This is a genomic window from Reichenbachiella faecimaris (genome assembly GCF_900176375.1).
Classification (GTDB): domain Bacteria; phylum Bacteroidota; class Bacteroidia; order Cytophagales; family Cyclobacteriaceae; genus Reichenbachiella; species Reichenbachiella faecimaris.
This window is the reverse complement of record NZ_FWYF01000003.1, coordinates 19532-44141: the sequence shown is the minus strand read 5'-3', so window position 1 is coordinate 44141 and position 24610 is coordinate 19532. Positions and strand designations below refer to the sequence as shown.

At 39.3% G+C, this 24610-nt stretch carries 22 protein-coding genes and 1 tRNA gene; 13 read left to right on the top strand and 10 right to left on the bottom strand.

The window, feature by feature from the left end:
* Window positions 1–6: 6 nt before the first annotated feature.
* Both B9A58_RS12735 and B9A58_RS12730 read right to left on the bottom strand, forming a co-directional pair.
* A complete protein-coding gene (locus B9A58_RS12735; protein ID WP_084373263.1) occupies window positions 7–453 on the bottom strand; it encodes a response regulator in 447 nt (148 codons plus the stop codon).
* Between the two features lie 59 nt (window positions 454–512).
* Window positions 513–2570 carry an ATP-binding protein gene (locus B9A58_RS12730; protein ID WP_139793878.1) on the bottom strand — a complete coding sequence of 686 codons (2058 nt, stop codon included), beginning with the start codon at window positions 2568–2570 and terminating at the stop codon, window positions 513–515.
* A gap of 252 nt (window positions 2571–2822) precedes the next feature.
* Between B9A58_RS12730 and sucC the strand changes: the two genes are divergently transcribed.
* The 3 genes from sucC to B9A58_RS12715 all read left to right on the top strand — a co-directional run bounded on the left by sucC (window position 2823) and on the right by B9A58_RS12715 (window position 6444).
* Window positions 2823–4031, top strand: a complete 1209-nt coding sequence (gene sucC / locus B9A58_RS12725; RefSeq protein ID WP_084373261.1) for an ADP-forming succinate--CoA ligase subunit beta — start codon at window positions 2823–2825, stop codon at window positions 4029–4031.
* Window positions 4032–4100: 69 nt separating this feature from the next.
* A tRNA-Arg gene (locus B9A58_RS12720) sits at window positions 4101–4174 on the top strand.
* A gap of 473 nt (window positions 4175–4647) precedes the next feature.
* Window positions 4648–6444 (top strand): tetratricopeptide repeat protein, encoded by a 1797-nt coding sequence (locus B9A58_RS12715; protein ID WP_084373260.1) that lies wholly within the window; start codon window positions 4648–4650, stop codon window positions 6442–6444.
* A gap of 2 nt (window positions 6445–6446) precedes the next feature.
* Here B9A58_RS12715 and B9A58_RS20725 read toward each other — a convergent pair whose 3' ends face one another.
* The 3 genes from B9A58_RS20725 to B9A58_RS12705 form a co-directional block, all read right to left on the bottom strand.
* Window positions 6447–6569, bottom strand: coding sequence for a hypothetical protein (locus B9A58_RS20725; RefSeq protein WP_262502010.1), 123 nt, complete (start codon window positions 6567–6569; stop codon window positions 6447–6449).
* Window positions 6570–6677: 108 nt separating this feature from the next.
* Window positions 6678–7436 carry a LytR/AlgR family response regulator transcription factor gene (locus tag B9A58_RS12710; RefSeq protein ID WP_084373259.1) on the bottom strand — a complete coding sequence of 253 codons (759 nt, stop codon included), beginning with the start codon at window positions 7434–7436 and terminating at the stop codon, window positions 6678–6680.
* 1 nt (window position 7437) lies between these two features.
* Window positions 7438–8481 (bottom strand): sensor histidine kinase, encoded by a 1044-nt coding sequence (locus B9A58_RS12705; RefSeq protein ID WP_084373258.1) that lies wholly within the window; start codon window positions 8479–8481, stop codon window positions 7438–7440.
* 268 nt (window positions 8482–8749) lie between these two features.
* Here B9A58_RS12705 and B9A58_RS12700 point away from each other — a divergent pair, with 268 nt between their 5' ends.
* On the top strand, window positions 8750–9094 hold the full coding sequence (locus B9A58_RS12700) for a T9SS type A sorting domain-containing protein (protein WP_084373257.1): 345 nt from the start codon (window positions 8750–8752) through the stop codon (window positions 9092–9094).
* Window positions 9095–9206: 112 nt separating this feature from the next.
* Here B9A58_RS12700 and B9A58_RS12695 read toward each other — a convergent pair whose 3' ends face one another.
* The 3 genes from B9A58_RS12695 to B9A58_RS12685 form a co-directional block, all read right to left on the bottom strand.
* A complete protein-coding gene (locus B9A58_RS12695) occupies window positions 9207–11201 on the bottom strand; it encodes an OmpA family protein (RefSeq protein WP_139793877.1) in 1995 nt (664 codons plus the stop codon).
* 225 nt (window positions 11202–11426) lie between these two features.
* Entirely contained in the window at window positions 11427–12830 is a 1404-nt protein-coding gene (locus tag B9A58_RS12690; protein ID WP_084373255.1) for a pyridoxal phosphate-dependent decarboxylase family protein, read from the bottom strand.
* A complete protein-coding gene (locus tag B9A58_RS12685; protein ID WP_084373254.1) occupies window positions 12823–13692 on the bottom strand; it encodes a PhzF family phenazine biosynthesis protein in 870 nt (289 codons plus the stop codon). Before B9A58_RS12685 ends, B9A58_RS12690 begins: the two co-directional genes overlap by 8 nt.
* 423 nt (window positions 13693–14115) lie before the next feature.
* Between B9A58_RS12685 and B9A58_RS12680 the strand changes: the two genes are divergently transcribed.
* The 4 genes from B9A58_RS12680 to B9A58_RS12665 all read left to right on the top strand — a co-directional run bounded on the left by B9A58_RS12680 (window position 14116) and on the right by B9A58_RS12665 (window position 16919).
* Window positions 14116–14454, top strand: a complete 339-nt coding sequence (locus B9A58_RS12680; RefSeq protein ID WP_084373253.1) for a T9SS type A sorting domain-containing protein — start codon at window positions 14116–14118, stop codon at window positions 14452–14454.
* A 137-nt stretch (window positions 14455–14591) separates the two neighbouring features.
* A complete protein-coding gene (locus tag B9A58_RS12675; protein ID WP_176214770.1) occupies window positions 14592–15692 on the top strand; it encodes a sensor histidine kinase in 1101 nt (366 codons plus the stop codon).
* The gene (locus B9A58_RS12670; protein ID WP_084373251.1) at window positions 15673–16452 is read left to right on the top strand and encodes a LytR/AlgR family response regulator transcription factor; all 780 of its coding nucleotides are present in this window, start codon (window positions 15673–15675) and stop codon (window positions 16450–16452) included. The genes B9A58_RS12675 and B9A58_RS12670 overlap by 20 nt, the downstream gene beginning before the upstream one ends.
* A 74-nt stretch (window positions 16453–16526) precedes the next feature.
* Entirely contained in the window at window positions 16527–16919 is a 393-nt protein-coding gene (locus B9A58_RS12665) for an energy transducer TonB (RefSeq protein WP_084373250.1), read from the top strand.
* Between the two features lie 2 nt (window positions 16920–16921).
* On the opposite strand, the gene mutS is transcribed toward B9A58_RS12665, so the two are convergent.
* Window positions 16922–19528 carry a DNA mismatch repair protein MutS gene (gene mutS / locus B9A58_RS12660; RefSeq protein ID WP_084373249.1) on the bottom strand — a complete coding sequence of 869 codons (2607 nt, stop codon included), beginning with the start codon at window positions 19526–19528 and terminating at the stop codon, window positions 16922–16924.
* A 119-nt stretch (window positions 19529–19647) separates the two neighbouring features.
* Between mutS and B9A58_RS12655 the strand changes: the two genes are divergently transcribed.
* The 5 genes from B9A58_RS12655 to B9A58_RS12635 all read left to right on the top strand — a co-directional run bounded on the left by B9A58_RS12655 (window position 19648) and on the right by B9A58_RS12635 (window position 24071).
* Window positions 19648–20178, top strand: coding sequence for an RNA methyltransferase (locus B9A58_RS12655; protein ID WP_084373248.1), 531 nt, complete (start codon window positions 19648–19650; stop codon window positions 20176–20178).
* A gap of 64 nt (window positions 20179–20242) precedes the next feature.
* Window positions 20243–21646 (top strand): class II fumarate hydratase, encoded by a 1404-nt coding sequence (fumC, locus tag B9A58_RS12650; protein WP_084373247.1) that lies wholly within the window; start codon window positions 20243–20245, stop codon window positions 21644–21646.
* A 109-nt stretch (window positions 21647–21755) separates the two neighbouring features.
* A complete protein-coding gene (locus B9A58_RS12645) occupies window positions 21756–22385 on the top strand; it encodes a hypothetical protein (protein ID WP_084373246.1) in 630 nt (209 codons plus the stop codon).
* Window positions 22386–22483: 98 nt separating this feature from the next.
* Window positions 22484–23266, top strand: a complete 783-nt coding sequence (gene map, locus B9A58_RS12640) for a type I methionyl aminopeptidase (protein WP_084373245.1) — start codon at window positions 22484–22486, stop codon at window positions 23264–23266.
* 100 nt (window positions 23267–23366) lie between these two features.
* A complete protein-coding gene (locus B9A58_RS12635) occupies window positions 23367–24071 on the top strand; it encodes a hypothetical protein (RefSeq protein WP_084373244.1) in 705 nt (234 codons plus the stop codon).
* Window positions 24072–24131: 60 nt separating this feature from the next.
* Here B9A58_RS12635 and B9A58_RS12630 read toward each other — a convergent pair whose 3' ends face one another.
* The gene (locus B9A58_RS12630) at window positions 24132–24521 is read right to left on the bottom strand and encodes a DUF1573 domain-containing protein (RefSeq protein WP_084373243.1); all 390 of its coding nucleotides are present in this window, start codon (window positions 24519–24521) and stop codon (window positions 24132–24134) included.
* Between the last annotated feature and the right edge of the window lie 89 nt (window positions 24522–24610).

Here is a 24610-nt window from a genome sequence, read left to right as displayed (position 1 = left end):
ATTCAATTAGGTAGCAGGACTTGTATTTGTCACCAGCCAGTAAAATCCAACATCAGCTATTGCTTTGGCAAAATTTTCAAATTCAACGGGCTTCACAATATAGCTATTTACGCCGAGGTCATAGGTTCTGACTACGTCTTGTTCTTCTTTGGATGAAGTCAATACAACTACAGGTATTTTTTTTATAACCTCATTATTTCTGATTTCCGCCAGGACCTCCATGCCATCTACTTTTGGTAATTTCAAGTCGAGAAAGATCACTCTAGGCAGATCATTTATGTTTCTACTGGCATATTCACCTCTGGCCAATAAAAAGTCTAATGCTTCTACGCCGTCCTTCAGCCACACGAGTTTGTTAGCCAAATGGTGCTTTTTTAAAGAGCGAATGGTGATCTCAGCATCATTGGGATTGTCTTCTACTAAAACTATATCAGGTTCGGTTATTTCTGACATGAATTTCCTTTTTTGATCAGGCCATGAATATACTCAACTCACCTATCATCTACAATTTTTCATTTGGGTAGGCTAAAATAAAAGGTAGTACCCACTCCTTCTTCACTTTCAGCCCAGACTTTGCCATTGTGCTTCATCATCACCTTCTGTACTATGGCCAATCCTACACCTGTGCCTTTAAACTCCTCCTCTGTATGCAATCTTTGAAACACGCCAAATATTTTGTCATAATAAGCCATATTAAAACCTACACCATTGTCCTTCACAAAAAATTCATAGTGATCGTCCATCTCATGTACTCCAATTGTGATCTCAGGTTTTTCTTCTTTTGCGCTAAACTTTACAGCATTACCAATCAAATTTGACAACACTTGTTTCATTAAAGTAGGTTCTCCTTTTGCTTCTGGTAAGGTGCCTATGGCAAAACTTGATTCATCCAAAGCCTGCTCCTCTATAATACCTAGTACTAATTCTTCGAAATTGATTGGCTTGAATTCTGTTATCTTTCTGGTGATTCTGGAAAAAGTGAGTAAGTCGTCAATGAGCATGGCCATTTTACCACTATTTTTTATAATGACATTGAGTAGCCGTTTGCTTTCTTCATTGAACTCATCTTCATGATCTTCAAGTATGATTTTTGAAAACCCATCAATCGCTCGCAATGGCGCTCTTAAATCATGCGAAACGGAATAGCTAAAAGCTTCCAACTCCTTGTTTGCTACGTCCATCTTTTCGACCTGAACTTCCAGCTGCTGATTGAGATTGCTGATCTTAGTTTCATTGAGTTTGCGATTGGTAACGTCATCTACAATCATGACCGTAAATCGAACCTTTTCATTTTCATCCCGAACTGTAGAAACTGTCTTGTTGATTATTATTTCCTTTCCACTCTTGGTTGTATTTTTCTTTTCTATAACGTAATGATCAATTTCTCCCACTACAATTTTTTCATATTGGCGAATGTCCAGATCCATCTCGTCTAGATCACCAGAATCTGATATTGAATAGAAGGTTTCCCCAATTAGCTCTGCTTCTGTATATTCGAGCAATTCTTGTAGTGCCCTATTCACCATTAAGATCATCCCCTTTCTATCACATACGCAAATGCCGACGTTGGCATAATCATAAATTGTCTTGAATCTCTTTTCACTCAGGTGCAATTCGTAATCTGTTTTTTTCTGATGTTCACTCCACACTTTAATATCCAATAAGTGACTTATATTAATAGCCATCAATTCCACTATTTCGATATCGTACTCTTCAAATCGATTTCGTTTTGATTCTTCAGCAGCAAATAGCAGCACACCATACTTGGCATTATTAACCATTAGTGGTGAGGCAATGAAATATTTTGAAGCTATACCAGAGATCTTTTTGTTGTCAAGGTTCGAACTGCTTCCCGCCCTAAACAGAGTAGTGTCCTCCTCATAGACTTTCCTCAGCACACCCTCATTTAGAGACAATTGTTCTGCTGCATATTGCTCATTACTGATGTTTCTTATAATAGAAGTACCACTGCTCATATCCACTATCACACCCGTTTGCATACCCAAAAGTTCTGTTCCTGAATTAAGGTAGTCAGTCAATACCTCGTCTAGATTGGAATCGTGTTTCAAATTCAAACGATGCAATTCTCGCAGTCCTCGACTGAATTTTTCAATCTTCTCCTCCTTATCATCGTAGTTGTTCTTGAGCATTACCACCAATGAAATGACTATGGATGTAAGCAATACAAAGTCTATCTCAGGTTTGTCATTAACGCCCCAGATAGGTAAATGCTTTAAGTAAATGTCTGCCCAGACCAGCAAGGACTGAGTTATAATAAAAATGGGAATAAGTCTGATGCGCCATTTTCTGGAGGCAATGATGACTAAAGTCAGGCTTACGGAGAAAAAAACTAAGCCACTACCATTCAATCCTCCTGTTTTAAACCAAAAGAAAATCGCAAAAAGAAAAATAAAAACTGCCCATGGAACAACTATAAGACGCAAACTTTGAGCTTGTCTGCTGACACGCCAGATCACATAGGTGAAGATCCAACCTAAGCCGTATCCAACTGTAGTCCAGTACTCTTCCAGGTAGAGACGATAGGCCATGGCATAAATAAGCATAGCCATGATAAACAATAAGGTTGACTTAAATATTTTGTATTCTAGCGACCCTTCTTTCAATGTATTGATTTTTAGATGTAGTTCTCGTGAAACTCAATAATGAGCAGTTTGAATGGATTTTAATTTATCCATTTGCTAATATTAAAAAGAAAGATAGTAAATCAAGGTCTCAAAAGAATTCTCTGACTTGAAAATGCCACGGTATTGCTGTAGCTTCGCGCCGAAGGCATCCCGACGGGACACAAAAACATTAAGGATATGAACATTCACGAATATCAAGCAAAGGAAATACTCAAAGGATACGGAGTAACAATACAAGAAGGCATCGTTGCTGAAACTCCAGAAGAAGCACAAGCTGCTGCAAAGAAATTGAACGCTGAAACTGGCACAGAATGGTACGTGGTAAAAGCTCAAATCCACGCGGGTGGTAGAGGAAAAGGAACGGTCAATGAGACTGGATCTCATGGAGTGGTTTTGGCAAAAAGCCTTGACGAAGTTCCAGAAAAAGCTGCAGGTATTTTAAAGGGAACTTTGGTTACTCACCAAACTGGGCCTGAGGGCAAAGTGGTAAATAAAGTTTTGATTGCCCAGGATGTGTACTATCCGGGAGAATCGGAGCCTAGTGAATATTACTTGGGAATTTTGCTTGACAGGGCTAAAGGATGCAACGTAATCATGGCATCTACAGAAGGTGGCATGGACATCGAAACAGTTGCTGAAGAAACTCCGGAAAAAATCATTAAAGAATGGATTGATCCAACTGTAGGACTCCAAGCATTTCAGGCAAGAAAAGTAGCATTTGCTCTCGGTTTGGAGGGAGAAGCTTTCAAAGGCATGGTGAAGTTCATTTTCTCACTTTACAAGGCTTACGAAGCGACCGATTCGTCAATGTTTGAAATCAACCCTGTGCTCAAAACATCTGACAACAAAATATTGGCTGTAGATGCTAAGGTAGACATTGACGACAATGCTTTGTATAGACACAAAGACATTGCGGAGCTTAGAGATTATACCGAAGAAGATCCTGCAGAAGTAGAAGCTGCTAAGTCTGGTTTGAACTATGTGAAACTAGAAGGCAACGTGGGCTGTATGGTAAATGGTGCTGGACTGGCCATGGCTACGATGGACATTATCAAATTGTCTGGAGGCGAGCCTGCCAACTTTCTTGACGTTGGAGGTTCTGCCAATGCGCAAACGGTAGAAGCTGGTTTTAGAATTATCATGAAAGATCCTAACGTGAAAGCCATCTTGATCAACATCTTTGGTGGTATCGTAAGGTGTGATCGAGTAGCTAGTGGTGTAGTAGAGGCTTACAAAAACATTGGAGAAATCAACATCCCGATTATTGTCAGACTACAAGGAACTAACGCTGAAGAAGGTGCTAAGATCATTGAAGAATCTGGGTTAAAAGTTTACTCAGCCATCGTATTGAAAGATGCAGCTGCTAAGGTGAAAGAATTGATTTAAAATAGTATTGAGTAGTTAGTACCCAGACTTAGTCTCCATACTAACTACTCAGTATTAGATACTTAATAAGCACACGTAGTTCAACTGGATAGAATATCGGATTTCGGCTCCGAGGGTTGAGGGTTCGAATCCTTCCGTGTGCACAAAAAGACTGCTAGCAATGGCGGTCTTTTTTTATCTTACGGAACAGTTGAAAAATAAATTTGGCAGCATTTTAAATATTATTGGCAAGATTCAAAATTTATACTTTACTATCCTTGCTAAGTATTTTAATCGTTTGCTATGGTTACAGCTATACTTATTCTTGCCTTTCTTATGTGCCTATACTTGGGTGTGATGAAATATCAATACGAACACGGCCCTAAAAAAGAAATGCCTGAGAATCCACATTATAGATAGTTCTCAAAGGATTTCGAAATTATGGAAAGGTAAATTTTCCAATGCCATCAGTGATTAAAAACTTAGTCAACACCTTCTCTTTTATGCACGATAAGCATTCAGTTTAATTTCTTGACTTTTTTCATTATCTTCCATATTCCGCTTAGCCAATTAACAAATTCATTAATCTTCAATCCTAAGTTCGAATGACAATGGATTGAATTATTGATACTTCCGTATGAGAAGATTAATTAAGGTTGTCGTATTCTCTTTAAGTTTAATTGTAAGCTATTCGTATTCTGTTTCTCAATCACTTACCTCAGACAGTCTCAAAAAATCACTTTTACTATCCTCTTCTCCACAAGAAAAGGCTGACATTCTGAACTTATTGGGGCTTCGTACCTACCGCTCCAATCCTGATAGCGCACTGAACTACATAGAAAAATCGCTAGAAATATCTGAGCGTATCAACTACAAATCAGGCCAAGCAGAGCACTACCGAATCAAAGGACTCATCAAACACAATACAGGTTTCTATGAAGAATCTCTAAATGACATGCGGTCTTCTTTGAAAATGTATCGTGCCTTAGGCGATTCAAACAAAGTAGGTATGGTGTATAAAAATATTGGTTGGATCTATCTGGAATTTGGTGAATTCCCTGAAGCGCTTGTATATTTCACTAAGGCAAACCAAATCGCTGACACAGAGGATGACAACTTGCTAAAGGGACAGGTATTAAATAATCTGGGCGTTTTGATGGCACTGATCGGGGAGTATGACAGCGCCATGGTGCATCTCCTCAAATCGGTTGAAATTACTTCCAAAAATGGCGATCGACTTATTGGACTCACTCACACCAATATTGGGCTTGTAAAGTCGAATTTAGGAGATTACACATCTGCTGAGACCTACTTCCTCAAGGGTCTTGAACTAGACGTACTCCATGAGCAACAATGGGGTATCGCCAATGCGTTTGAAAATATTGGTGAGCTCAAACTAAAACTAGGGATGATGGAAGAAGCACAAAACCATTTCCAAAAGGCTCGCGATCAATTTGTAGAACTAAAAGACATCAAGGGCGTCGCGGTGAATGACAATTTTTTGGGCGTCATCCTATACCAACGTGGGCTCTATAAGGAGGCCTTGGATAAATTGAGTAATGCTTACAAGCTCTATCAACAAATCAACTATCAACGCGGCCTTGCTAAGGTGCTCAGAGACATGGCCAGTTGCAATTTATTAATAGGGAAAACTGATGATGCCATAAAACTGGCAAAAGAGTCAATTGCTTTGGCAACAGAAATTGGGCAAATCCCGGAAGCAGTACAAACAGCCGAAATCTTACACAAAATATACGCTGATCTAGGAGACTCAAAGAATGCCTACAAACAAGCCATGACTTTTTTGGCTTTTAAAGACAGTTTGTACAATCGACAAAAACTTGAATACATCACGCAAGTAGAAGCCAAACACCAACTTTCTCAAATACAGCAGGAAAACGAGCTACTCCTCAAAGACAACCAACTAAAAATAAATGAGTTGCAGGCGTCAAATCTAATGATTGAGCGTCAAAACACGATTCAGTTTGCATTGGTCATTTGTTTGGCCTGTGCACTACTCACGGCATTTTTCTGGTATAGGTTCAATCTCCGAAAGCAAAAAACAATCAAGCTTTTGAGGACATTGAACGATGAGATCACTCGGCAAAAGGAGCAAATTGCAGAGCAAGCCAATGAACTTGAGAAAGTAAATGGAGAAATGAAAAATATGAATGAGTCGCTTGAAGTCTTGGTGATGGAGCGTACTCAAAAAATAGAATCCCAAAATAAGAAATTGCGCGACTATGCGTTCTCTAATTCACACGAAGTTCGTGCTCCTTTGTCCAATTTGCTCGGACTTATCAATATCTCAAAAATCCAGGGTATGTCGCCTGAAGAGCAAGAAGAGATTATAGAAAAAATATACATTTCCGCTCTAGATTTGGACAGTGTGATCACCAAAGTGAATAAAATTCTGGAAGACGAGGAGCTGTAAAATCACCAACACACCAGCTGCATCACTACTGTCATTTTTTTTATGTCCTTATCACTTTGATTGGAGACTGTCAATTTTGGTTTCTTAGTATCTGACTGAGTCTTGAGTTTTTGCTTCTTGTTCATACTATTAATGTTTATATCTCTAAAGAAGTCAATTCATGGGAATCTGAAAACTATCTTTCGACAAACCCGGTTTATCTCGGTGTGAAGCTGGAAATACAAGGATGAAATTTATTTATTCAGCCAGTTTTTAAATGCAGTGGCGCGTTCGATACTCACAATTGCGTCCTTTTTAGTGGGTGGGTTCAAACTTATTTGGAGTCGGCCTTTCGAATAATTTACCATTTCCTCTATAGCGCAAATCTGAATGATGAATTGACGATTGATTCTAAAAAAACGCTGAGGGTTCAAATATTCTTTCAGCTTATCCAACGTGTAATCCACCAGATATTCAAACCCAGACTTCTCAACCAGATAGACATACTTGCCTTCCGCAAAGAAATAAGCTACATCAGTCACATCTATCGTTTTTACCTTGTCCCCTTTATACACCATAAAACGGGTTTGATAGACGGAAGCGTCATTGGATTGTAGACTTCTCAGCAAGACCTCATAATCTACAGAAGTCTGATCTTGTTTGCCATCAAAATATTTCGTCAATGCGGCCTTCAAATCTGTCTTACTTACTGGTTTCAGGAGATAATCTATACTGTTCAGTTTGAAAGCCTTTATGGCATACTGATCATAGGCTGTTGTAAAGATGATTGGTGTTTTAATTTTAATTTTTTCGAAAATGCTAAAACTCACGTCATCTCCAAGATGGACATCTAAAAAAATAAGGTCTACACTTCTTGATGAAAGAAACTTTACTGCTCGCGAAACTGAATCTAAACATGCCACAATTTCAATCTGGCTATCAATATTTTTGAGTTGACGACTAAGCTTCTCTGCCGCCAAACGCTCGTCTTCGACTATTACTACTTCTGTCATCCTATGCTTTTTGTATCAGTGGCAGCTTGGCCACATATTCACTTTCTGTTTTAAAAAAAACAGGCTTTAGATTTGCCAACATTTCATAACGAGCATTCAAATTGTTCAACCCAATTCCTGTAGATTTCAACTTTTCTGCTCTGACCTGCAATGTGTTCTTTACCACCACCATCCCATTTTCCTCTGTGATAGAAATACTAAGCGGTTTCTCTTCAGTAACCTGATTGTGCTTAATGGCATTCTCCACCAAAAGCTGTAACGAAAGTGTAGGTATTAAATCATCCAACTTATCTTCATCCAATTCCACTGACGACACCAAACTTTGCCCAAACCTCACTTGCTGTAGCGCCAAAAAGGATTTTACAAAAGTCAATTCATCCCTTAATAAGTGAAGGTTTTTGTCTTGATGCTCTAGTAAAAACCTATAAATTTTACAAAACTCATCAATGAATTCTTCTGCCTTATTTGGGTCTTCATGTATGAGTGCAGATACTGTATTCAAACTATTGAATAAAAAATGAGGGTTGACCTGATTTTTTAGTGCTTCATAGCGAGCGGTCATATTTTCCTTTTCGAGCTGCTCATTCTTAATTAATGATTTTTTCCAAAGTGTGAAAAAATAGTAACCCTCATAAATACCAACCATAATAATATCCATGACTAGCGTGATAGACATATTGGCAATGATGTGCTCCTTTAGAGAACCATGATCATAGTCCATACCTATATAAAACGTGATCGTACTTAGTGGGAGCATGATGACCATAGCTATGGCAGGCGTGATGACCAAATCAGCTATGAATCTTAAAAAAGCCTTTCGATTCCATGGAAGAAACCTATCAATCCAACCCAACACGTATAATACTATACTCGCTACGATCACAACCAATACGTAACCCTGAATAGCATTGAGAAAGAAATTTCCACAAACATTTATGATATCGCCTTCAAAGTTCTTTCTGGCAAATCGCAAAACGGTCATGAAAACTGAGGCAACCACCCCAGCAAATCCAAAGTACAATATGAGTTTCCAACTGAATTTCATTCTTTGTAAAGAAAACTGATTTTGGAATATATAGGTTATAAAAAGGAGTGAACCTGTAAAAATGGGGCGTGAAACTGCCCTTTAGCAGATTTGGGGGAAACTAATATCAGCCTTAACAAATAGCTTGAAAATAGACGTTTACATTCAACTGAAGCACATTAAAATTCACCTTATAAATATTGAAGCTCACCTGTTTTTGCTTTCTGCTACTACAAAACCCCGTTATTCTTACCATGTAATTTATTGTTCACAACTAAACGATACTTCTATGAAAGCTAGTTTAAAATTCTTAGCAGTCGTGGCATTCACGACAGTTGCAAATGTAGCTTTGGCCAATGTGGACAAAGCCGACAAGGAAAAGAGTGTTGAAGTAAAAGCACAAATTTTTCCTTCTAAAAATGATATGATCTATGTACAGCTAGAAAAAGCTGGTAGGGGAAAGGTTCTTATTAAAATTTCCGACCAAAATGGCCATGTGCTTCACTCAGAATCTGTCAAAGAAGAAGTAAAAACGTTGAAGAGATTTGATATCTCCAACTTACCAGCTGGGTCTTACTTCTATGAAGTTTCTAGTGAATTTTATACACTAAAAAAGAAAATAGATAAAGAGTAAACTTGTTGCAAGGAGCGAGTAAACCAAATCTTAATTCTGTGTCAGTTTTTGGGTTGACACATCCATAAAAAAATCCGTCAGGCCTGACGGATTTTTTTATGGATTGCGCCCTTTAATAATATCGTATTTCTACTCTTCTATTCTTAGCATCTGCCTCTGCGGATTTAGTCTTGTCGATAAGCTTGCTTTCCCCAAAACCCACCACTTTGGCTCTTTTGGCATCAAAGCCATGTTCAAACATGTAGTCAGCCACTACCTTAGCTCTTCTTTCAGATAATTTCTGATTGTATGCTGCTGGGCCTTTGGGGTCTGTATGCCCACTTATTTCTACCTTGTACCTGCCAGTCTTCAGCAGGTCTTTATATAACTCATCCAATACCTCTTTGACTGAAGAACTCAACTCTGTACTATTGAATTCTAAATAAACAGTGACCGTACCAGGGCCGGGAGGTGCATGCTCGATTCTGACTTTTTCGTAATGATTTTTCAGACTATCCGACCAGCCTGAGATTTGATCCTTGGCAACGGATTTAATATAAGGTTTCTTCGCAAAGTCATTTTTCATCTCTACATGAATGAGCTGAGACCCTACAGGGGCAGCAGCACCTTTACTTGGTATTTCAAGATCAAACTTTAGATTGTCTTCCTCTCTAAAAAACACATCCAGAAAGTACTCTCCTTGTGAAAGTTGTCTGTCTCCATCCACCACAGTGATTTTCATGTTTTTATTGACAGGCGCATATATCTCATATTTTCCATTTTTATCCGTGTACGTGCGGAAGTACAGCGAATCATAAGCAATTTCAACCGCAGCATTTGGTACTGGATCGCCAGTCTTTTCATCTGTAATGGTTCCTCCAATCAAAATTTCGTTGAAAAGTAAAATTCTATACAAATCCAATGATCCATAACCGCCATTTCTAGTAGAACTGATAAATGCCACTTTGCCATAAGTAGAGTAGTAAATATCCTCTGCTACTGTATTAATAGGGTAGTCAAGGTTTATAGGCTTGCTCCACTTCTTGGTCTTTTTGTCATAATTAGTTTTGAATACATCATAGCCCCCAAGTGATCCATGCCCCCTTGAGCTAAAGTACAATGTACTGTCACCAGCCAGAAAAGGCGAATCTTCATCAAAATCTGTATTCAGCTCAGCTATAGGCTCGGGCTCGCTCCAGGTTCCATCTTCCAGCTTGTGAGCCGTAAACAAATCCAGATTATGGCCATAAGTATGAAAATCTGAAGCAAAAATAATACTGGATTCGTCATCAGATATATGGCAATGCGTATCCGTGGCTACTTCATCAGCATGAAGTTCCAATGGCCCGTCTTCTTCCCAAACGTTATTCACTCTGTGGGACTTAAATAATCTACCATCATGGAATGTAATGAGCTTGGTATGATTGCGATATACCTGCACAGTAGCATCATGTCTTTGCTCATGTGCTGTATGAAATTCGAAGGGGTCAGCTACATGCCATTTGTTTAAGCTATCTATTCTGGTGTCATGAATAGCTTCAAAAGCCAACCCGTCATGTGCAGTGTATTCGCTAGAATCATTTCGGCTTGTAAAAAGTAATTCGCTAAATCCATCGTACATAACGGGCGCATACTCTCTAAACTTGGTATTTACCTCAGGTCCAAAGTTTTGGATGACATAGCCTTGGGCATCGTGATAATGGTGCATGACATCAGCTATTCTATCATGCATTTCTTTTACATGAAAGGTTGCCGTGTCAGTGACAAACGAAAGTTCTACAAAAGCCTCTTCAAACTCTTCCAAATAATAATAAGAAATCGCCAATAGATAATCCAAATCTTGATCTCTCTTCTTAGACAATAAGATCACATCCTTAGCTGCATGAGGCTCATGTAGCTCTAAATGCACCTGAGCCTGGTAGGTAATCAAATCGTTGTCGCGATACCCAGAATCCAATAGCATCTGAAACTGCTCTTCCGCCTTTACGAAATTACCATTCTTAAACAGCCTTGCCCCTTTTTTAAACGACTTATGGTCAGAAGCTTTATCTTGTGGATTCTGAGCACTGGTGTGGTGTACTGCTCCCCAAAATAATAATACGAGAGAAAGTTGAACGAACTGTTTCATTTCAAGTAAAGATGGATTGACTATCAAATAATCGGCTAATTTAACTTCATTCAGCGAATCCAAAAACTCTTACTTGCAAAATAAGATGATAAAGTTGTTTTTATTTAAGATATTGTTGCGTCTTACCTATATAACCTATTCTTCTTGGCGATCTTTTCTGGACTCTAATCCATCCAACCGTAAGACAAAGACCCTTTAAGTAGTTTGCTTGGTGCCTTATAGCCTTTATATACCTTCAAATGTCTGTTGCATCAATTGCCACACCAATAATACATCCTCGTCAGTTGTTCTCCAATTGACTAGTGCGGCTCGGATACCACTTCTGCCATTAAACACAGTCGGCGTCATGAAAACCTTTCCAGTGTCATTCAATTCATTTAAGAATTTATTAACTCTTGCTGCATCACTTTCGCCTCTTAGCGTAAAGCAAACTGTATTTAAACGAACTGGAGCAAGCAACTCGAAATGCTTGCTGTTTTCCACAAAAGAACCTAACTGCTGGGTCTGTTTAATATTCCTGGTGATGATTTCTTTGTGCCCTTCTTTCCCATAAGCCTTCAGTGTAAACCAAGCCGCTAGTGCCTTGAATCTTCGGGAGTTTTCCGGAAGGAAGTTGAGATAATTGAAATTATCTAATGGATCTCCCAAATAAGGTGCATTAGAGTTCTGAAAAGCTTCTACTTGCGACAGTTTATGCTTTTCTTTTATAAAAAAGAATGCGCTTTCATAAGGTACATTCAACCATTTGTGACCATCTATGGTCAAGCTATCTGCATGCTCCCACCCTTTCAGTAAAAAATCATGCGCTGGCGACAAAACGGCGAATCCCCCAAAAGCAGCATCTATATGCCACCAGAAATTATGCTTCTTGCGCAATTGAGCAATAGCTTCAAAATCATCAAAGTCAACTGTATTCACAGTACCTCCACTAGTGATCAAAATAAATGGTTCTCCATTGAGATCATCTATCTTATGTTTTAGATCTTCCATGTCAATGGCTTCTCTGGTACCTCCAAGCGTACCCACCTTGATCAAATTGGCACTGCCCATGCCCAGCATGGCCAGTGATTTGATGGCTGAAGAATGTGGAGTGGCAGCCAATACTTTCAGTTGACCACTTATTCCCTCTTTGGCAATATCAATCCCTTTTTGTTTGCCCAGCCATTGACGTCCAACGGCCAGACAGCTAAAATTTGACATGGTTGCCCCTGTGACGAACCCGCCTAGATAATCTTTTGGTAGATCAAATAAATCTAAGAGTAACTGAATCGTTTCGAACTCGATCAGAGCCGAAACATCCCCATGCCCTTTATCCGTCTGTGTATTTTGATCGTAAATTGTCGCCAGTACATCACCCATCAAAGCCGCAGGCGTAGCACCTCCAGTAACAAAACCCCAATATCTAGGGCCAGTAGAAGCGACCATCAGAGATTTGAACCGTTGATTAAATTCTGACAGGGCTTTTTTTCCTCCCATACCTAACTCATCCAAATTAACGGATTGAGACCCTTCTACTTTTACAGAAGTCGGCAATTCGTTAATCTGATCAAGGTAATTCAAACCCTCACGAAGCGTACTATTCATTAAGTCATGAATTTCGTCCAGATCTTGTTTTAGTAGATTATTCATTGATATTTAGGTTTATCGTACTTGAAACATAGGCGTCTCCACCAGCAAATAGTCGAGTGACCTGATCCTCCGACTTTTCCAATCTCACATAAATACAGCTAGGAGAAGGTGCAGTCATAAACCTACCTTGGGATATCTTGTAGTTAGGAGTACGGTTGGAATGATACTTATCTAAATAACAGGCCAATGGACCAGCCGCCATACCTGTAGCTGATTCCTCGTCTATTCCATAATAAGGGGCAAACATTCGTGTGGTAGCATCAAAAGCTGGATCTGCTGGTTTCGCAAAGACATAAAACCCAATCAGGTCATGCTTCTTGGATATTTTTTCAATTTCAGGATGTAGGGGCTCTATAGATTCCAATACACGCTCTTCAACTTCAACAATTAAAAAGGAATTGCCTGTATTTACAATTTGAGGCAAGGCTAGCAAGTCTGTGCTCTTCAAGCCCAAAGCTCGGGCCGTTTGTGATATCTCATCATCACTCAGTTGATAAAAAGCTGGTGACTTTTGCTCCATATAAGCTCGACTCTCTTCAAAAAATATACTTCTAAGTCCATCAATAGTTTCCTTACTTGAACGATCTGTTGCGATTTGGTTCAACTGCCTTAAATAGGAAAAGGCTGCCACTGTCGCATGACCACAATGGGGAATCTGTTTAGTAGGTGTAAAGAAATCTACCTTAAAGTCAGCAAGCTCAGATTGATAAAGAAAGGCCGTTTCAGATACTCCCACTGACTTAGCAACTGTCTGCTTTTGAGCCATGCTCAAATGGTCGGCATCCAATACTACCCCTGCCGGGTTTCCGCCTTTTTCATTGATCGAAAAAGAATTTATGATTTGTACTTTAACTTTTTTCATGTTAATGACTTTTTTTGCATGTTCTGACCCTTCCAGCTATGCAAGCATGCTTCATCCAAACGGGAAACTTTGACCCTAGTCTTGACATAGGTATGAAAACAATTTGACAAAACAACCCATTTCATTCAACCTTAAGTTTGAAACAACAATTGTTCTATTCGGGTGATTTACGCTTCCAGCAAAAAATACTAATTACTCTCATTTTACGCACTTTTACTGTTTAAAGACTGTCTTATGACATGAATTTATATGGGTTGCCATCGCAATTAAAAAACAGCCCAAAAACTCCATTATACTTCAACAAGAAGAAGCTACATTTCACCTGAGAAAAAATAAAGCTCACCGATTTTAACTTTTGAGATTTCCATTTCGCCTCTATCCTTGCCTTGTAGTTAATTGTTCACAACGAAATATAATACTCCTATGAAAGCTTTAAAATTAACAGTAATCGCAATGATGGCACTTACTACCATGGCTTTGGCTCATGTGGACAAAGCAGGTAAAAAAGAAAGTGCAGAAGTAAAAGCAAACATCTTCGCTCACACCAATGACATGATCTATCTACAACTGATAAACCCTGCAGATAGCAAAGTACAGATTGCTATAATTGATCAAAAGGGAGTGACCCTACACAGTGAAACTGTAAAACAAGACATGAAAGTTTTAAAAAGATTTGATGTATCCAATCTTCCTTCTGGATTGTACTCATACAAAGTTTCCAATGCCGACTACACGGTCATAAAAAAAATCGAAAAGAAGTAATTCTTAGAAAGAACCAAACGCTGTTGGCTGTTTCAGCACGGCAAGCAGCAAAAACTTTAATCGTTAAGTAGTTTTGTTTTTGTATCATGCTGAGGATCCTAGCCTGGCCGCTAGGATCCTTTTTTTATTTACCTTTCATGAATCAACTGTTATTGGCAAACAAAGAATTGAGAATCCCTGGCACTTATTCTGATAGCAAATTAAACTGGTGGCGCTGGCTAAGTATCCTCATAATGGGTATTGGCACCCAGTTTTTTGTTGATTTCATTTACAGTCTTTTTTATGAAGAATCTGGCATTAGGTTTCAGTGGCAAGAATATGTCATAGCCATAGTGATTGCTTTTATCATTCTGGAAGGCGTCCGATGGATCAATAGAAGACTCGAAAAATACTTGCCGTGGGTAGAAAATATCTCTACTAGATTTTTTGCTCAATTGGTTAGCAACAGCTTATTCGTAGTCTTGGCTGTTACGGGTCTGAAGTTTTTATTTGACCGTCTGCTTGGCAAGCCTATCGTGCGCCCTATGTTTGACGATGTGGTAGTCATAACCACTACTTTTTCCATTACGGTCATTGTGGTGGCCATCGAGATGGGCATCTACTTTTTGAATAGGTGGAGAAGGTCTATGGTAGAATTAGAAAGATTTAAAAAATCCAGTCTTGAGTTTCGCCACGAAATGCTGAAGACACAAGTAAACCCTCACTTTTTATTCAATAGCCTAAATACACTCTCTTCCTTGGTCTACTCTGATCCCGAAACCGCCTATCATTTCATCAGGCAGCTAGCCAGTGTTTATCGCAATGTACTGGAGCACAGAAACAAAGGACTGGTAACTATAGAAGAAGAACTAAAAGCTACCTCCTCCTACATTGATTTGATGAGATTGCGATTTGGCGACAAGCTAAATTTGCAATTCAATATTTCGGAGGAGAAGAACTTTCATCAAGTGCCTCCACTTATGCTCCAGCTTTTGATAGAAAATGCCATCAAGCATAATGTGGTCTCCGAGAAGTATCCGCTTTCTCTGTGGATTACCATAGAGGGTGATCAAATTATAATTAAAAATACACTTCGATTAAAGTCCTCAAAAGGCTACTCATCTAAAATTGGTTTAGACAATATTTGCAGCCATTATGATATTGTCACTGACAAAAAGGTGGTGATTGAACAAACAGAAGAATTTTTTACGGTCAAAATTCCAATATTGGATCCTGATTATGAAGGTGTTAATTATTGAAGATGAGAAATTTGCTCAAGAAGAACTCAAGCGGTTTTTGGAGCGAATAGCAGACTACAAAATAGAGGTACTAGATTGTCTTGAATCTGTAGAGGATGCTGTTGAATGGTTTGAATCAAATGACGAACCAGACTTAGCCTTTATGGACATTCAGCTGTCGGACGGGTTGAGTTTCGAAATTTTCAATCAAAAGCAAATTACTTGTCCTGTCATTTTTACAACTGCATTTGAAAACTATGCCATTCAGGCTTTCAAAGTCAATAGCATTGACTATTTGCTCAAACCAATAGAAGAAGATCAACTAAAGGCTGCAATAGACAAATACAGTGCAATCAAAAATCAATTCTCTCCTCAAAAGTCTCCTGCACTAAGCACTGTACAAGTCGAGAAATTGCTCAGTATGAGCATGGAAGCTGTAGAATATAAGAAGCGTTTTATCATCAAAACTGGTGATCGACTGAGACATGTATCTGTAGATGATATTGCCTATTTCTACTCTGAGAACGACTATACTTATTTGGTTGCCAAGGAAAATGCCAAGTTCATTATTGACTATAAACTGGACGAATTGGTCGAATTACTAGACCCTAATGAGTTTTTCCGCCTTTCCAGAAAATTCATTACTAACATTCACTCTGTCAAAATGGTAAACAAATATTTCAATAGTCGATTGGAAGTAATCCTTGATCCAGAGCCAAAGGATCAGATTCTGATCAGTCGTGTACGGGTTCCAGAGTTTCTCAATTGGCTAGAAAGATAACATTCAAATAACCATTGTAGAATGGAAAGTGATAGTTTCGTGTTAATTTTGCCTCACGAAAAACTCCCATAGTTATGAAACTTGCAACATTTGTGTTCGTCCTTCTATTAAGTTTCGCCTTTGCCCAAGCAAATGCACAGGATGAAGACAAAATATATTCTCTTGCTGATGAGCAACCTGCCTACCCTGGTGGCATGTCCGCTTTTTTTAAATACATTCAGTCCAACATGCAATACCCAGAAGCATCTAAAGTTGCTGGAATAGAAGGTCGGGTATTCGTAGAATACGTGGTAGAAAAAGACGGAAGTGTTTCTGGCGCAAAAATACTCAAGAGTCTAAATGGCGACTGCGACAAAGAGGCACTTAGACTAGTTGCTAATTGTGAAAAATGGACACCTGGTAAGATCGATGGAAAGGCCGTACGTGTAAAGATGGCCTTGCCTTTGAATTTCAGGCTTCCAAGGTAAGGTTAACCTTTTCCTTTCAATATTGTTTTAATCTCATTCAGTTTGAGCAAGGCCTCCACTGGTGAGATTGTATTTACATCCAGCTTATTTAGTAGTCCCAGCACTTCTTCAAAATGCGGATCACTCTCAAACATGCTGAGCTGAAAGTTGTTCTTGGGCATGGACTCAATCTTTTCGTCATGCTGCTCTTTGATCTTGTCTTTTTCTAAGTGTTGGAGGATTTCGTTCGAGCGGATCACCACTTCATTGGGCATACCAGCCATCTGTGCTACATGAATTCCAAAACTGTGCTGGCTCCCGCCTTCTTTTAGCTTTCGCATAAAGATCACTCGATTATCCAGTTCTTTCACAGACACATTGAAGTTCTTCACTCTAGGAAAGTCTTCAGCAATCTGATTCAGTTCATGATAGTGGGTGGCAAACATAGTTTTCGCGTGGTATTTGGGATGATTATGCAAATGCTCCACGATGGACCAAGCAATGGACACACCATCATAGGTACTTGTCCCGCGGCCAATTTCATCCATCAAGATCAGGCTGTTTTCACTCAGATTATTCAGGATACTGGCCGTCTCAGTCATCTCTACCATAAAAGTAGATTCCCCTTTCGATAGATTGTCTGAAGCACCCACACGAGTAAACACCTTATCAATGATCCCTATTTTGGCATAAGTTGCAGGCACATAAGCACCCATCTGAGCCATCAATACAATCAATGCTGTTTGCCGCAGCAAAGCTGACTTACCCGCCATATTTGGTCCAGTGATGATCATAATCTGCTGAGAGATATCATCCAGAAAGACAGAATTGGAAATGTATTCCTCGCCTGGCGGCAATTGTGTTTCGATGACAGGATGACGACCTTCTTTGATGTCTATAGCCCTTTCATCATTGATTAATGGACGGCAATAATTTTGTTTGACGGCCACTTTGGCAAATGACACCAAACAATCTATCTGAGCAATGTTGCGCGCATTATTCTGGATTTCTAACACATAGTCAGAAGTAAAAGCAACCAGTTCATTGAACAACCTGAGTTCTATGCTGCTCAGCTTGTCCTCTGCGGTCAGAATTTTTTCTTCATAGGTTTTAAGCTCCTCAGTAATGTATCGTTCGGCATTGACCAAAGTCTGCTTTCTGATCCATTCCTCGGGCACCTTGTCCTTGTGTGCATTGGACACTTCCAGGTAATAGCCAAACACCTTGTTGTAGGCTATTTTCAACGACGAAATACCCGTGCGCTCCTTTTCTCTTTCCTGAATCTGGAGTAAATAGTCTTTGCCAGAAAAGGCTATCTTCCTCAACTCATCCAATTCGGCATCTATACCGTCCTGAATGATATTGCCCTGGGTGGCATTGAGTGGCAATTCTTCTTTTAGATTCAGATCAATCTTCTCAATCAATTGAGCACATGGATTGAGCTTGTCGCCGAATTTCTTTAAATGTTCATCTGATGTACCAATCAGAATATCCTTGATAGGCGCAATATTTTTAAGCGCCTTCTTGAGATGAAGTAGCTCTCTCGGGTTGATTCTAAGTGCGGCCACTTTAGACACCAGTCTTTCTACATCACCTATCTGCTGCAGATGTGATAGCACTTGCTCTGTGGTTTCTACATCACCTATCAAAGCTTCCACCACATTCAAACGGGCTTCTATCTCAGCCTTTTCTTTTAGAGGAAGCACCATCCACTTTTTGAGCAGTCGTGCACCCATGGGAGTATGCGTGTCATCCAAAACATGCAAAAGTGGGATGCCATCTGATTGTTGTGCGTAGACTAATTCGAGATTACGAATCGTGAATTTATCTAACCACACATATTTATCCGTGTCTATTCTGGATACGGAGGAAATATGACTGATTTCCTTATGTTCTGTTTCTTCTAGATAGAAAAGAATCGCACCAGCTGCACAAATACCTTCTTTCGAGTCTTCTATTCCAAACCCTTTAAGATTTTTGGTATTGAAGTGGGCATTCAATTTTTCATATCCAAAATCAAATCCATAGATCCATTCTTCAAGACAAAACGTATTGAAATCGTCTCCGAACTGAGCAGAAAACTGCTCTTTGTTTTTCTTACAATAAATAACTTCAGAGGGATTAAAACCCTGAATCATCTTATCTATATAAGACAAGTCCCCTGATGAAACCATAAATTCACCCGTGCTCAAATCTAAAAACGCTATCCCATGCGTGTCTTTCCCGAATGCTACTGACGCCAGGTAATTATTTTTCTTCTGATCAAGGACATTATCATTCAATGTCAATCCTGGAGTCACCAATTCCGTCACTCCTCTTTTCACAATTCCTTTGACCGTTTTAGGGTCTTCCAACTGATCACAGATAGCCACTCGATTACCAGCTCGCACTAATTTCGGCAAATAGGTATCAAGAGAATGATGTGGGAATCCCGCCAATTCGATATGGGAGGCCGATCCATTGGCTCTTTTTGTCAGTACGATATCCAGTATCTTGCTGGCTTTTACCGCATCCTCACCAAAAGTTTCATAAAAATCCCCAACTCTAAAGAGCAATAGCGCATCAGGGTGTTTCGCCTTGATCGCATTATATTGTTTCATTAAAGGAGTTTCTTTCTTTGCGGTTGCCATTTTACTTTCGGATCAAACCACGAATTTAACAAGTCGGGGAAAGTATTGACACTTCACCAAGCAGAAATTCTCTGAATCATTTTTATTTGCAGTCAGATTATCAAAAGGCTACTAATTTCATGCGAAAATTAAAGAATGAAGAACTGAATCGTCACTCAGTCGAGGAATATAAGGGCGTGAAGAAAAATGACATCATCCTGATATTAGACAATGTACGTAGTCTTAACAATGTAGGCTCGGCGTTTAGAACATCAGACGCCTTTAATGTGAAAAAAATATACCTGTGCGGCATCACAGGTCAGCCTCCTCATAGAGACATTAATAAAACGGCATTGGGCGCTACAGAAACCGTAGAATGGGAACATGTAGCGCATACACTAGAAGCAATTGAAAAATTGAAGGCTGAAAATTGGAAGGTATTTGCTGTGGAGCAGGCAGAGCATAGTTTGATGCTCAATTCATTCGAACCTACATCTATAGATAAGTATGCTTTCATTTTTGGCAATGAAGTGTTTGGTGTAGCGCAAGATGTAGTCACAGCTTCAGATCAGTGTTTGGAAATTCCCCAATTTGGAACCAAACATTCACTAAATATCTCCGTGACTATCGGGGTGGTGCTATGGCACTACATTTCTAAAATTACAAGCTAAAGAAATCCAAAAAAGACCCACAAAGCATACTATCTTTGTTTTTAAGCATTGCAAATCATACATTATGGAATATAGAATCGAAAAAGACACGATGGGGGAGGTAAAAGTCCCTGCCGAGAAATATTGGGGTGCACAAACTCAGCGCTCATTGATGAACTTCAAAATAGGTGGTGAACACATGAAGATGCCAATGGAAATCATCAGGGCATTTGCCATTTTAAAAAAATCTGCTGCTGAAGCCAATGCTGAATTAGGCGTAATGGATAAAAGCAAATCTGACTTAATCGGAAAAGTGTGCGACGAAATTCTTGCAGGTCAGCTCGATGATCAATTCCCATTAGTAGTATGGCAGACAGGGTCTGGTACGCAGTCCAACATGAATTCGAATGAAGTAATTGCCAATCGTGCGCATGTCATCAATGGTGGGTCTTTGTCTGATGACAAAAAAGCCATTCACCCAAATGATGATGTAAACAAATCACAATCATCAAACGATACTTTCCCAACTGCCATGCACATTGCTGGTTACAAAATGTTGGTAGAGACTACTATTCCTAAAGTTGAAAAACTAAGAGATACATTAGCCAAGAAAGTTGAAGCATTCAAAGATGTAGTGAAAATCGGAAGGACTCACTTTATGGATGCTACTCCCCTTACTTTAGGACATGAGTTCTCAGGCTATGTGGCTCAATTGAACTTTGGCTTGAAAGCCTTGAAAAACACACTCCCTCACTTGTCTGAATTGGCGCTGGGTGGTACGGCTGTGGGAACAGGTCTCAATACCCCAGAAGGCTATGCTGAATTAGTCGCTAAGAAAATAGCAGGACATGCAGGCCTCCCTCTCGTAACTGCCGAAAACAAATTTGAAGCACTTGCAGCACACGATGCCATAGTAGAATCGAGTGGTGCTTTGAAGCAATTGGCAGTAAGCCTTATGAAAATCGGAAATGATATCAGAATGCTGTCGTCAGGGCCAAGAAGTGGAATTGGAGAAATCATCATTCCAGAGAATGAGCCCGGGTCATCTATCATGCCAGGAAAAGTAAATCCCACACAATGTGAGGCACTGACTATGGTGTGCTGCCAAGTGATTGGAAATGATGTAGCTATCTCTACTGGCGGTATGACTGGGCACTTTGAATTGAATGTATTCAAACCAATGATGATCTATAACTTGCTCAATTCGGCCAGATTGATAGGCGATGCGTGCGAGTCCTTCAATGACAATTGCGCCATAGGCATTGAGCCTAATCACCCTATCATCGAAGAAAAACTTGAAAAGTCTTTGATGCTTGTGACGGCATTAAATACGCACATAGGGTACGAAAATGCTGCCAAAATCGCAAAAAAAGCACATAAAGAAGGTAAAACACTTCGAGAAGCTGCATTAGAGTTGGAGTTATTAACTAATGAGCAGTTTGACGAATGGGTCGTCCCAGCCAATATGGTGGGCAGTTTGAAAAAATAATCAAACATTTCAAAAACTTGAAAAAGTACAATTATTGACTAAATTGACCTATATTTAGATTAATTTTTTTGTACATTAGACATTATAAGTAGGATTAAATCATAAAATCATGAAGAATATACTAGCAATTTTTTCCCTTTTGATATTCGTGGGATTCGCACAGACGGCGGAAGCGCAGATGTCAAAACAAGAAACGAAAGAATGGAAAAAAAGAATTAAAGCACTTAGCCCTGAGCAGTACAAAGCTCTTTTAGAGGAAAACAAGTCTCTTAAAGGTCAACTAAGCAGCTTGAAGAAAGAAGTAGCTGGCGTTGATGATCGTATCAAGGAAAAAGATGATCAAATCGCAGACTATCAAGATCAGGTGTCAAGCCTGAGAAGGGAATTGGCAGATGCCAAAAAGAAGTCAGTAGAAGACCTCGGTAGTGGAGCTTCGGCTGGCAATACTCGCTCTTTAGGCGCAGGTGGTGCTGTTAATGAAAAAGGTGTTCTTTTTAAAGTTCAAATTGGAGCATTCAAAAAGAAAGATTTATCTGATTTTTCTAAAAACAATCCTTCTTTCCAATTGGACGAAAAAGATGGTGTAATGAAGTACACGATCGGCATGTTCAAAGATTATTGGGAAGCAGATACTTTCAAAAAATATTTGAGAGAAATGGGCGTGAAAGATGCTTGGATCGTAGCTTTCAAAGATGGCAAGAGAGTACCTATCAAAGATGTGCTAGAAGGCGTGATCTAATAGGATAAAAAAAGAAATTGAAACCCGTCCCGATACTTATCGGGACGGGTTTTTTTATTTAATTCCTATATTTTTGCACTCCATTATTAATAATCAACATGATCAAGTACAAAACAAGGGAAGAGATAGAACTGATTCGACAGAGCGCGCTAGTAGTATCTAAAACCCTTGGCCTTATGGCCTCTAAAATTCAACCTGGCGTGACACCATTGCAACTGGATGCTTGGGCCGAAGAGTTTATTAGAGATCAGGGCGCAGAACCTGGCTTTCTTGGTTTATATGATTATCCAAACACGATCATTACTTCGGTAAATGAGCAAGTGGTACATGGTATACCCACAAGCAGACCCTTAGAAGACGGGGATGTTGTGGGTGTGGATATTGGAGCAAAAATGAATGGCTATTATGGCGACCATGCATATACTTTTGAAGTAGGTGAAGTAGAGCCCAAGACAAAAAGACTACTGGAAGTCACTAAAGAATGCCTGGATTTGGGAATTGCACAGGTGAAAAGAGGTAACAGAATGGGTGATTTGAGCTATGCCATACAGCAACATGCCGAAAAAAATGGTTATGGTGTTGTTCGTGAGTTGGTGGGTCATGGTCTGGGAAAAGAAATGCATGAATCGCCTGAAGTGCCGAATTTTGGAAAACGCGGAAGAGGGCCATTATTCAAGGATGGGCTAGTGATTGCCATAGAACCTATGATCAATATGGGTACCAAAAACGTAAAGCAACTATCTGATGGATGGACCATTATTACGGCAGATAAACTACCCTCTGCGCATTTCGAGCATGATGTGGCGATGATTGACGGCAAAGCGGAGGTATTATCCACATTTGACTATATCGAAGAGGCTTTGGCAAAGGTCAATGCATAGGACAAGTTATTCCAAACTCATATTTTTTGATAGTTGAGTCCAAGTCCTATTTTTTTTCTTATCTTTAAAATGTGAATATTTATACTTTTAAAAGAATATTATGAATCAACCCGATGCGTCTTTAGTAGAGATGTTGCATTACGCTCAATATCTCGCTGAATTTATAGCAATAATACTCGTTAGCGGATCACTGATAGGTTATCTATTTTATTTTGGGGTTATCCAGGTGATATCTGGTAGATCTACTAGATACCGTTTTAGAGCCAAAAATGAGATCAATGTACTGTGGACAGCCTCTTTAGGACTGGTAGCAGCAGGGGCTATTTTTATCTCTGCTATTCTGATCAAGGATAGGGATTTGACTAATGCCCTAGCTTTGTCAATGAAGCTCATTTTGCCCTTAGGTTTTGCCTTTTTAGTAGGTTCTGCGATAAATACTTATCTGAGGATTTACTACCCTTCTATTTTGGAAGATAAATTGGCTAAAATTCGATTTAAGGAAAGAAAAGCGCCAAGTGGTAAGGCCATGAGATTACTCAACGAGGAAGAGGAAGATGCCTACCTTACTAAGGAAATGATTCATGAAGAAGAATTGAATCACTTTGACTATGATGTGTGGTTAGATGAAGATACCAAGGTTACTGTTATTGAAAAATATGTAGGTAATCCTAACAAACTTTGTCCTAGCTGTAAATTCAGAACTTTGAGATTGGAAAGTGAAGAAGATGAGGGCAAGTACACAACTCAAAAGTACAAGTGTACTTATTGTGGAAATAAAGAAACCGAAACAGTCGAAAACGACTAAACCGATTTCCAAAAGACATTAAAAAGGGCTTTGAATCAAATTCAAAGCCCTTTTTGTTTTTTAATTGACCACTTCTCCTTTAACTCTTAAAGTAATTGGGCCATTGGCTGTATTAGCATTTACAGTTACCGCCTTGTTGAACACACCTACTTTGGCAGCATTGTAGGTAGCAGTAACCTCACCAAACTCTCCTGGTAAGATTTCTCCTTTAGTATACTCAGCCACTGTACACCCACATGAACCCTGGGCCGAAACTATAACTAGAGGCGTCGTTCCAGAATTCTGAAACTTAAAATCGGCAGTCACGGGCCTGTTGAGCTCAATCTGACCAAAATCATACTCGGTCAGATTCCATGACATTACAGCTCCCACATTACTATTTTCAATGGTCGTGAAATTGAATGAAACTATGGCTATAGCCAACGTCAAAAATGCAAGATACTTTTTCATAGTATTATTGTTTAAGTTTAAAATAATTACCCTCCAAAGGTGAAATAGTAAGATCAGACGCTGTGTTAATAGATTCCTATCAATTGTTA

Bases quoted from the DNA above. Each gene is read 5' to 3' on its own strand.
- B9A58_RS12735 (WP_084373263.1), bottom strand. From the start codon at position 453: ATGTCAGAAATAACCGAACCTGATATAGTTTTAGTAGAAGACAATCCC.
- B9A58_RS12730 (WP_139793878.1), bottom strand. From the start codon at position 2,570: ATGGCTATGCTTATTTATGCCATGGCCTATCGTCTCTACCTGGAAGAG.
- sucC (WP_084373261.1), top strand. From the start codon at position 2,823: ATGAACATTCACGAATATCAAGCAAAGGAAATACTCAAAGGATACGGA.
- B9A58_RS12715 (WP_084373260.1), top strand. From the start codon at position 4,648: ATGAGAAGATTAATTAAGGTTGTCGTATTCTCTTTAAGTTTAATTGTA.
- B9A58_RS20725 (WP_262502010.1), bottom strand. From the start codon at position 6,569: ATGAACAAGAAGCAAAAACTCAAGACTCAGTCAGATACTAAGAAACCA.
- B9A58_RS12710 (WP_084373259.1), bottom strand. From the start codon at position 7,436: ATGACAGAAGTAGTAATAGTCGAAGACGAGCGTTTGGCGGCAGAGAAG.
- B9A58_RS12705 (WP_084373258.1), bottom strand. From the start codon at position 8,481: ATGAAATTCAGTTGGAAACTCATATTGTACTTTGGATTTGCTGGGGTG.
- B9A58_RS12700 (WP_084373257.1), top strand. From the start codon at position 8,750: ATGAAAGCTAGTTTAAAATTCTTAGCAGTCGTGGCATTCACGACAGTT.
- B9A58_RS12695 (WP_139793877.1), bottom strand. From the start codon at position 11,201: ATGAAACAGTTCGTTCAACTTTCTCTCGTATTATTATTTTGGGGAGCA.
- B9A58_RS12690 (WP_084373255.1), bottom strand. From the start codon at position 12,830: ATGAATAATCTACTAAAACAAGATCTGGACGAAATTCATGACTTAATG.
- B9A58_RS12685 (WP_084373254.1), bottom strand. From the start codon at position 13,692: ATGAAAAAAGTTAAAGTACAAATCATAAATTCTTTTTCGATCAATGAA.
- B9A58_RS12680 (WP_084373253.1), top strand. From the start codon at position 14,116: ATGAAAGCTTTAAAATTAACAGTAATCGCAATGATGGCACTTACTACC.
- B9A58_RS12675 (WP_176214770.1), top strand. From the start codon at position 14,592: ATGAATCAACTGTTATTGGCAAACAAAGAATTGAGAATCCCTGGCACT.
- B9A58_RS12670 (WP_084373251.1), top strand. From the start codon at position 15,673: ATGAAGGTGTTAATTATTGAAGATGAGAAATTTGCTCAAGAAGAACTC.
- B9A58_RS12665 (WP_084373250.1), top strand. From the start codon at position 16,527: ATGAAACTTGCAACATTTGTGTTCGTCCTTCTATTAAGTTTCGCCTTT.
- mutS (WP_084373249.1), bottom strand. From the start codon at position 19,528: ATGGCAACCGCAAAGAAAGAAACTCCTTTAATGAAACAATATAATGCG.
- B9A58_RS12655 (WP_084373248.1), top strand. From the start codon at position 19,648: ATGCGAAAATTAAAGAATGAAGAACTGAATCGTCACTCAGTCGAGGAA.
- fumC (WP_084373247.1), top strand. From the start codon at position 20,243: ATGGAATATAGAATCGAAAAAGACACGATGGGGGAGGTAAAAGTCCCT.
- B9A58_RS12645 (WP_084373246.1), top strand. From the start codon at position 21,756: ATGAAGAATATACTAGCAATTTTTTCCCTTTTGATATTCGTGGGATTC.
- map (WP_084373245.1), top strand. From the start codon at position 22,484: ATGATCAAGTACAAAACAAGGGAAGAGATAGAACTGATTCGACAGAGC.
- B9A58_RS12635 (WP_084373244.1), top strand. From the start codon at position 23,367: ATGAATCAACCCGATGCGTCTTTAGTAGAGATGTTGCATTACGCTCAA.
- B9A58_RS12630 (WP_084373243.1), bottom strand. From the start codon at position 24,521: ATGAAAAAGTATCTTGCATTTTTGACGTTGGCTATAGCCATAGTTTCA.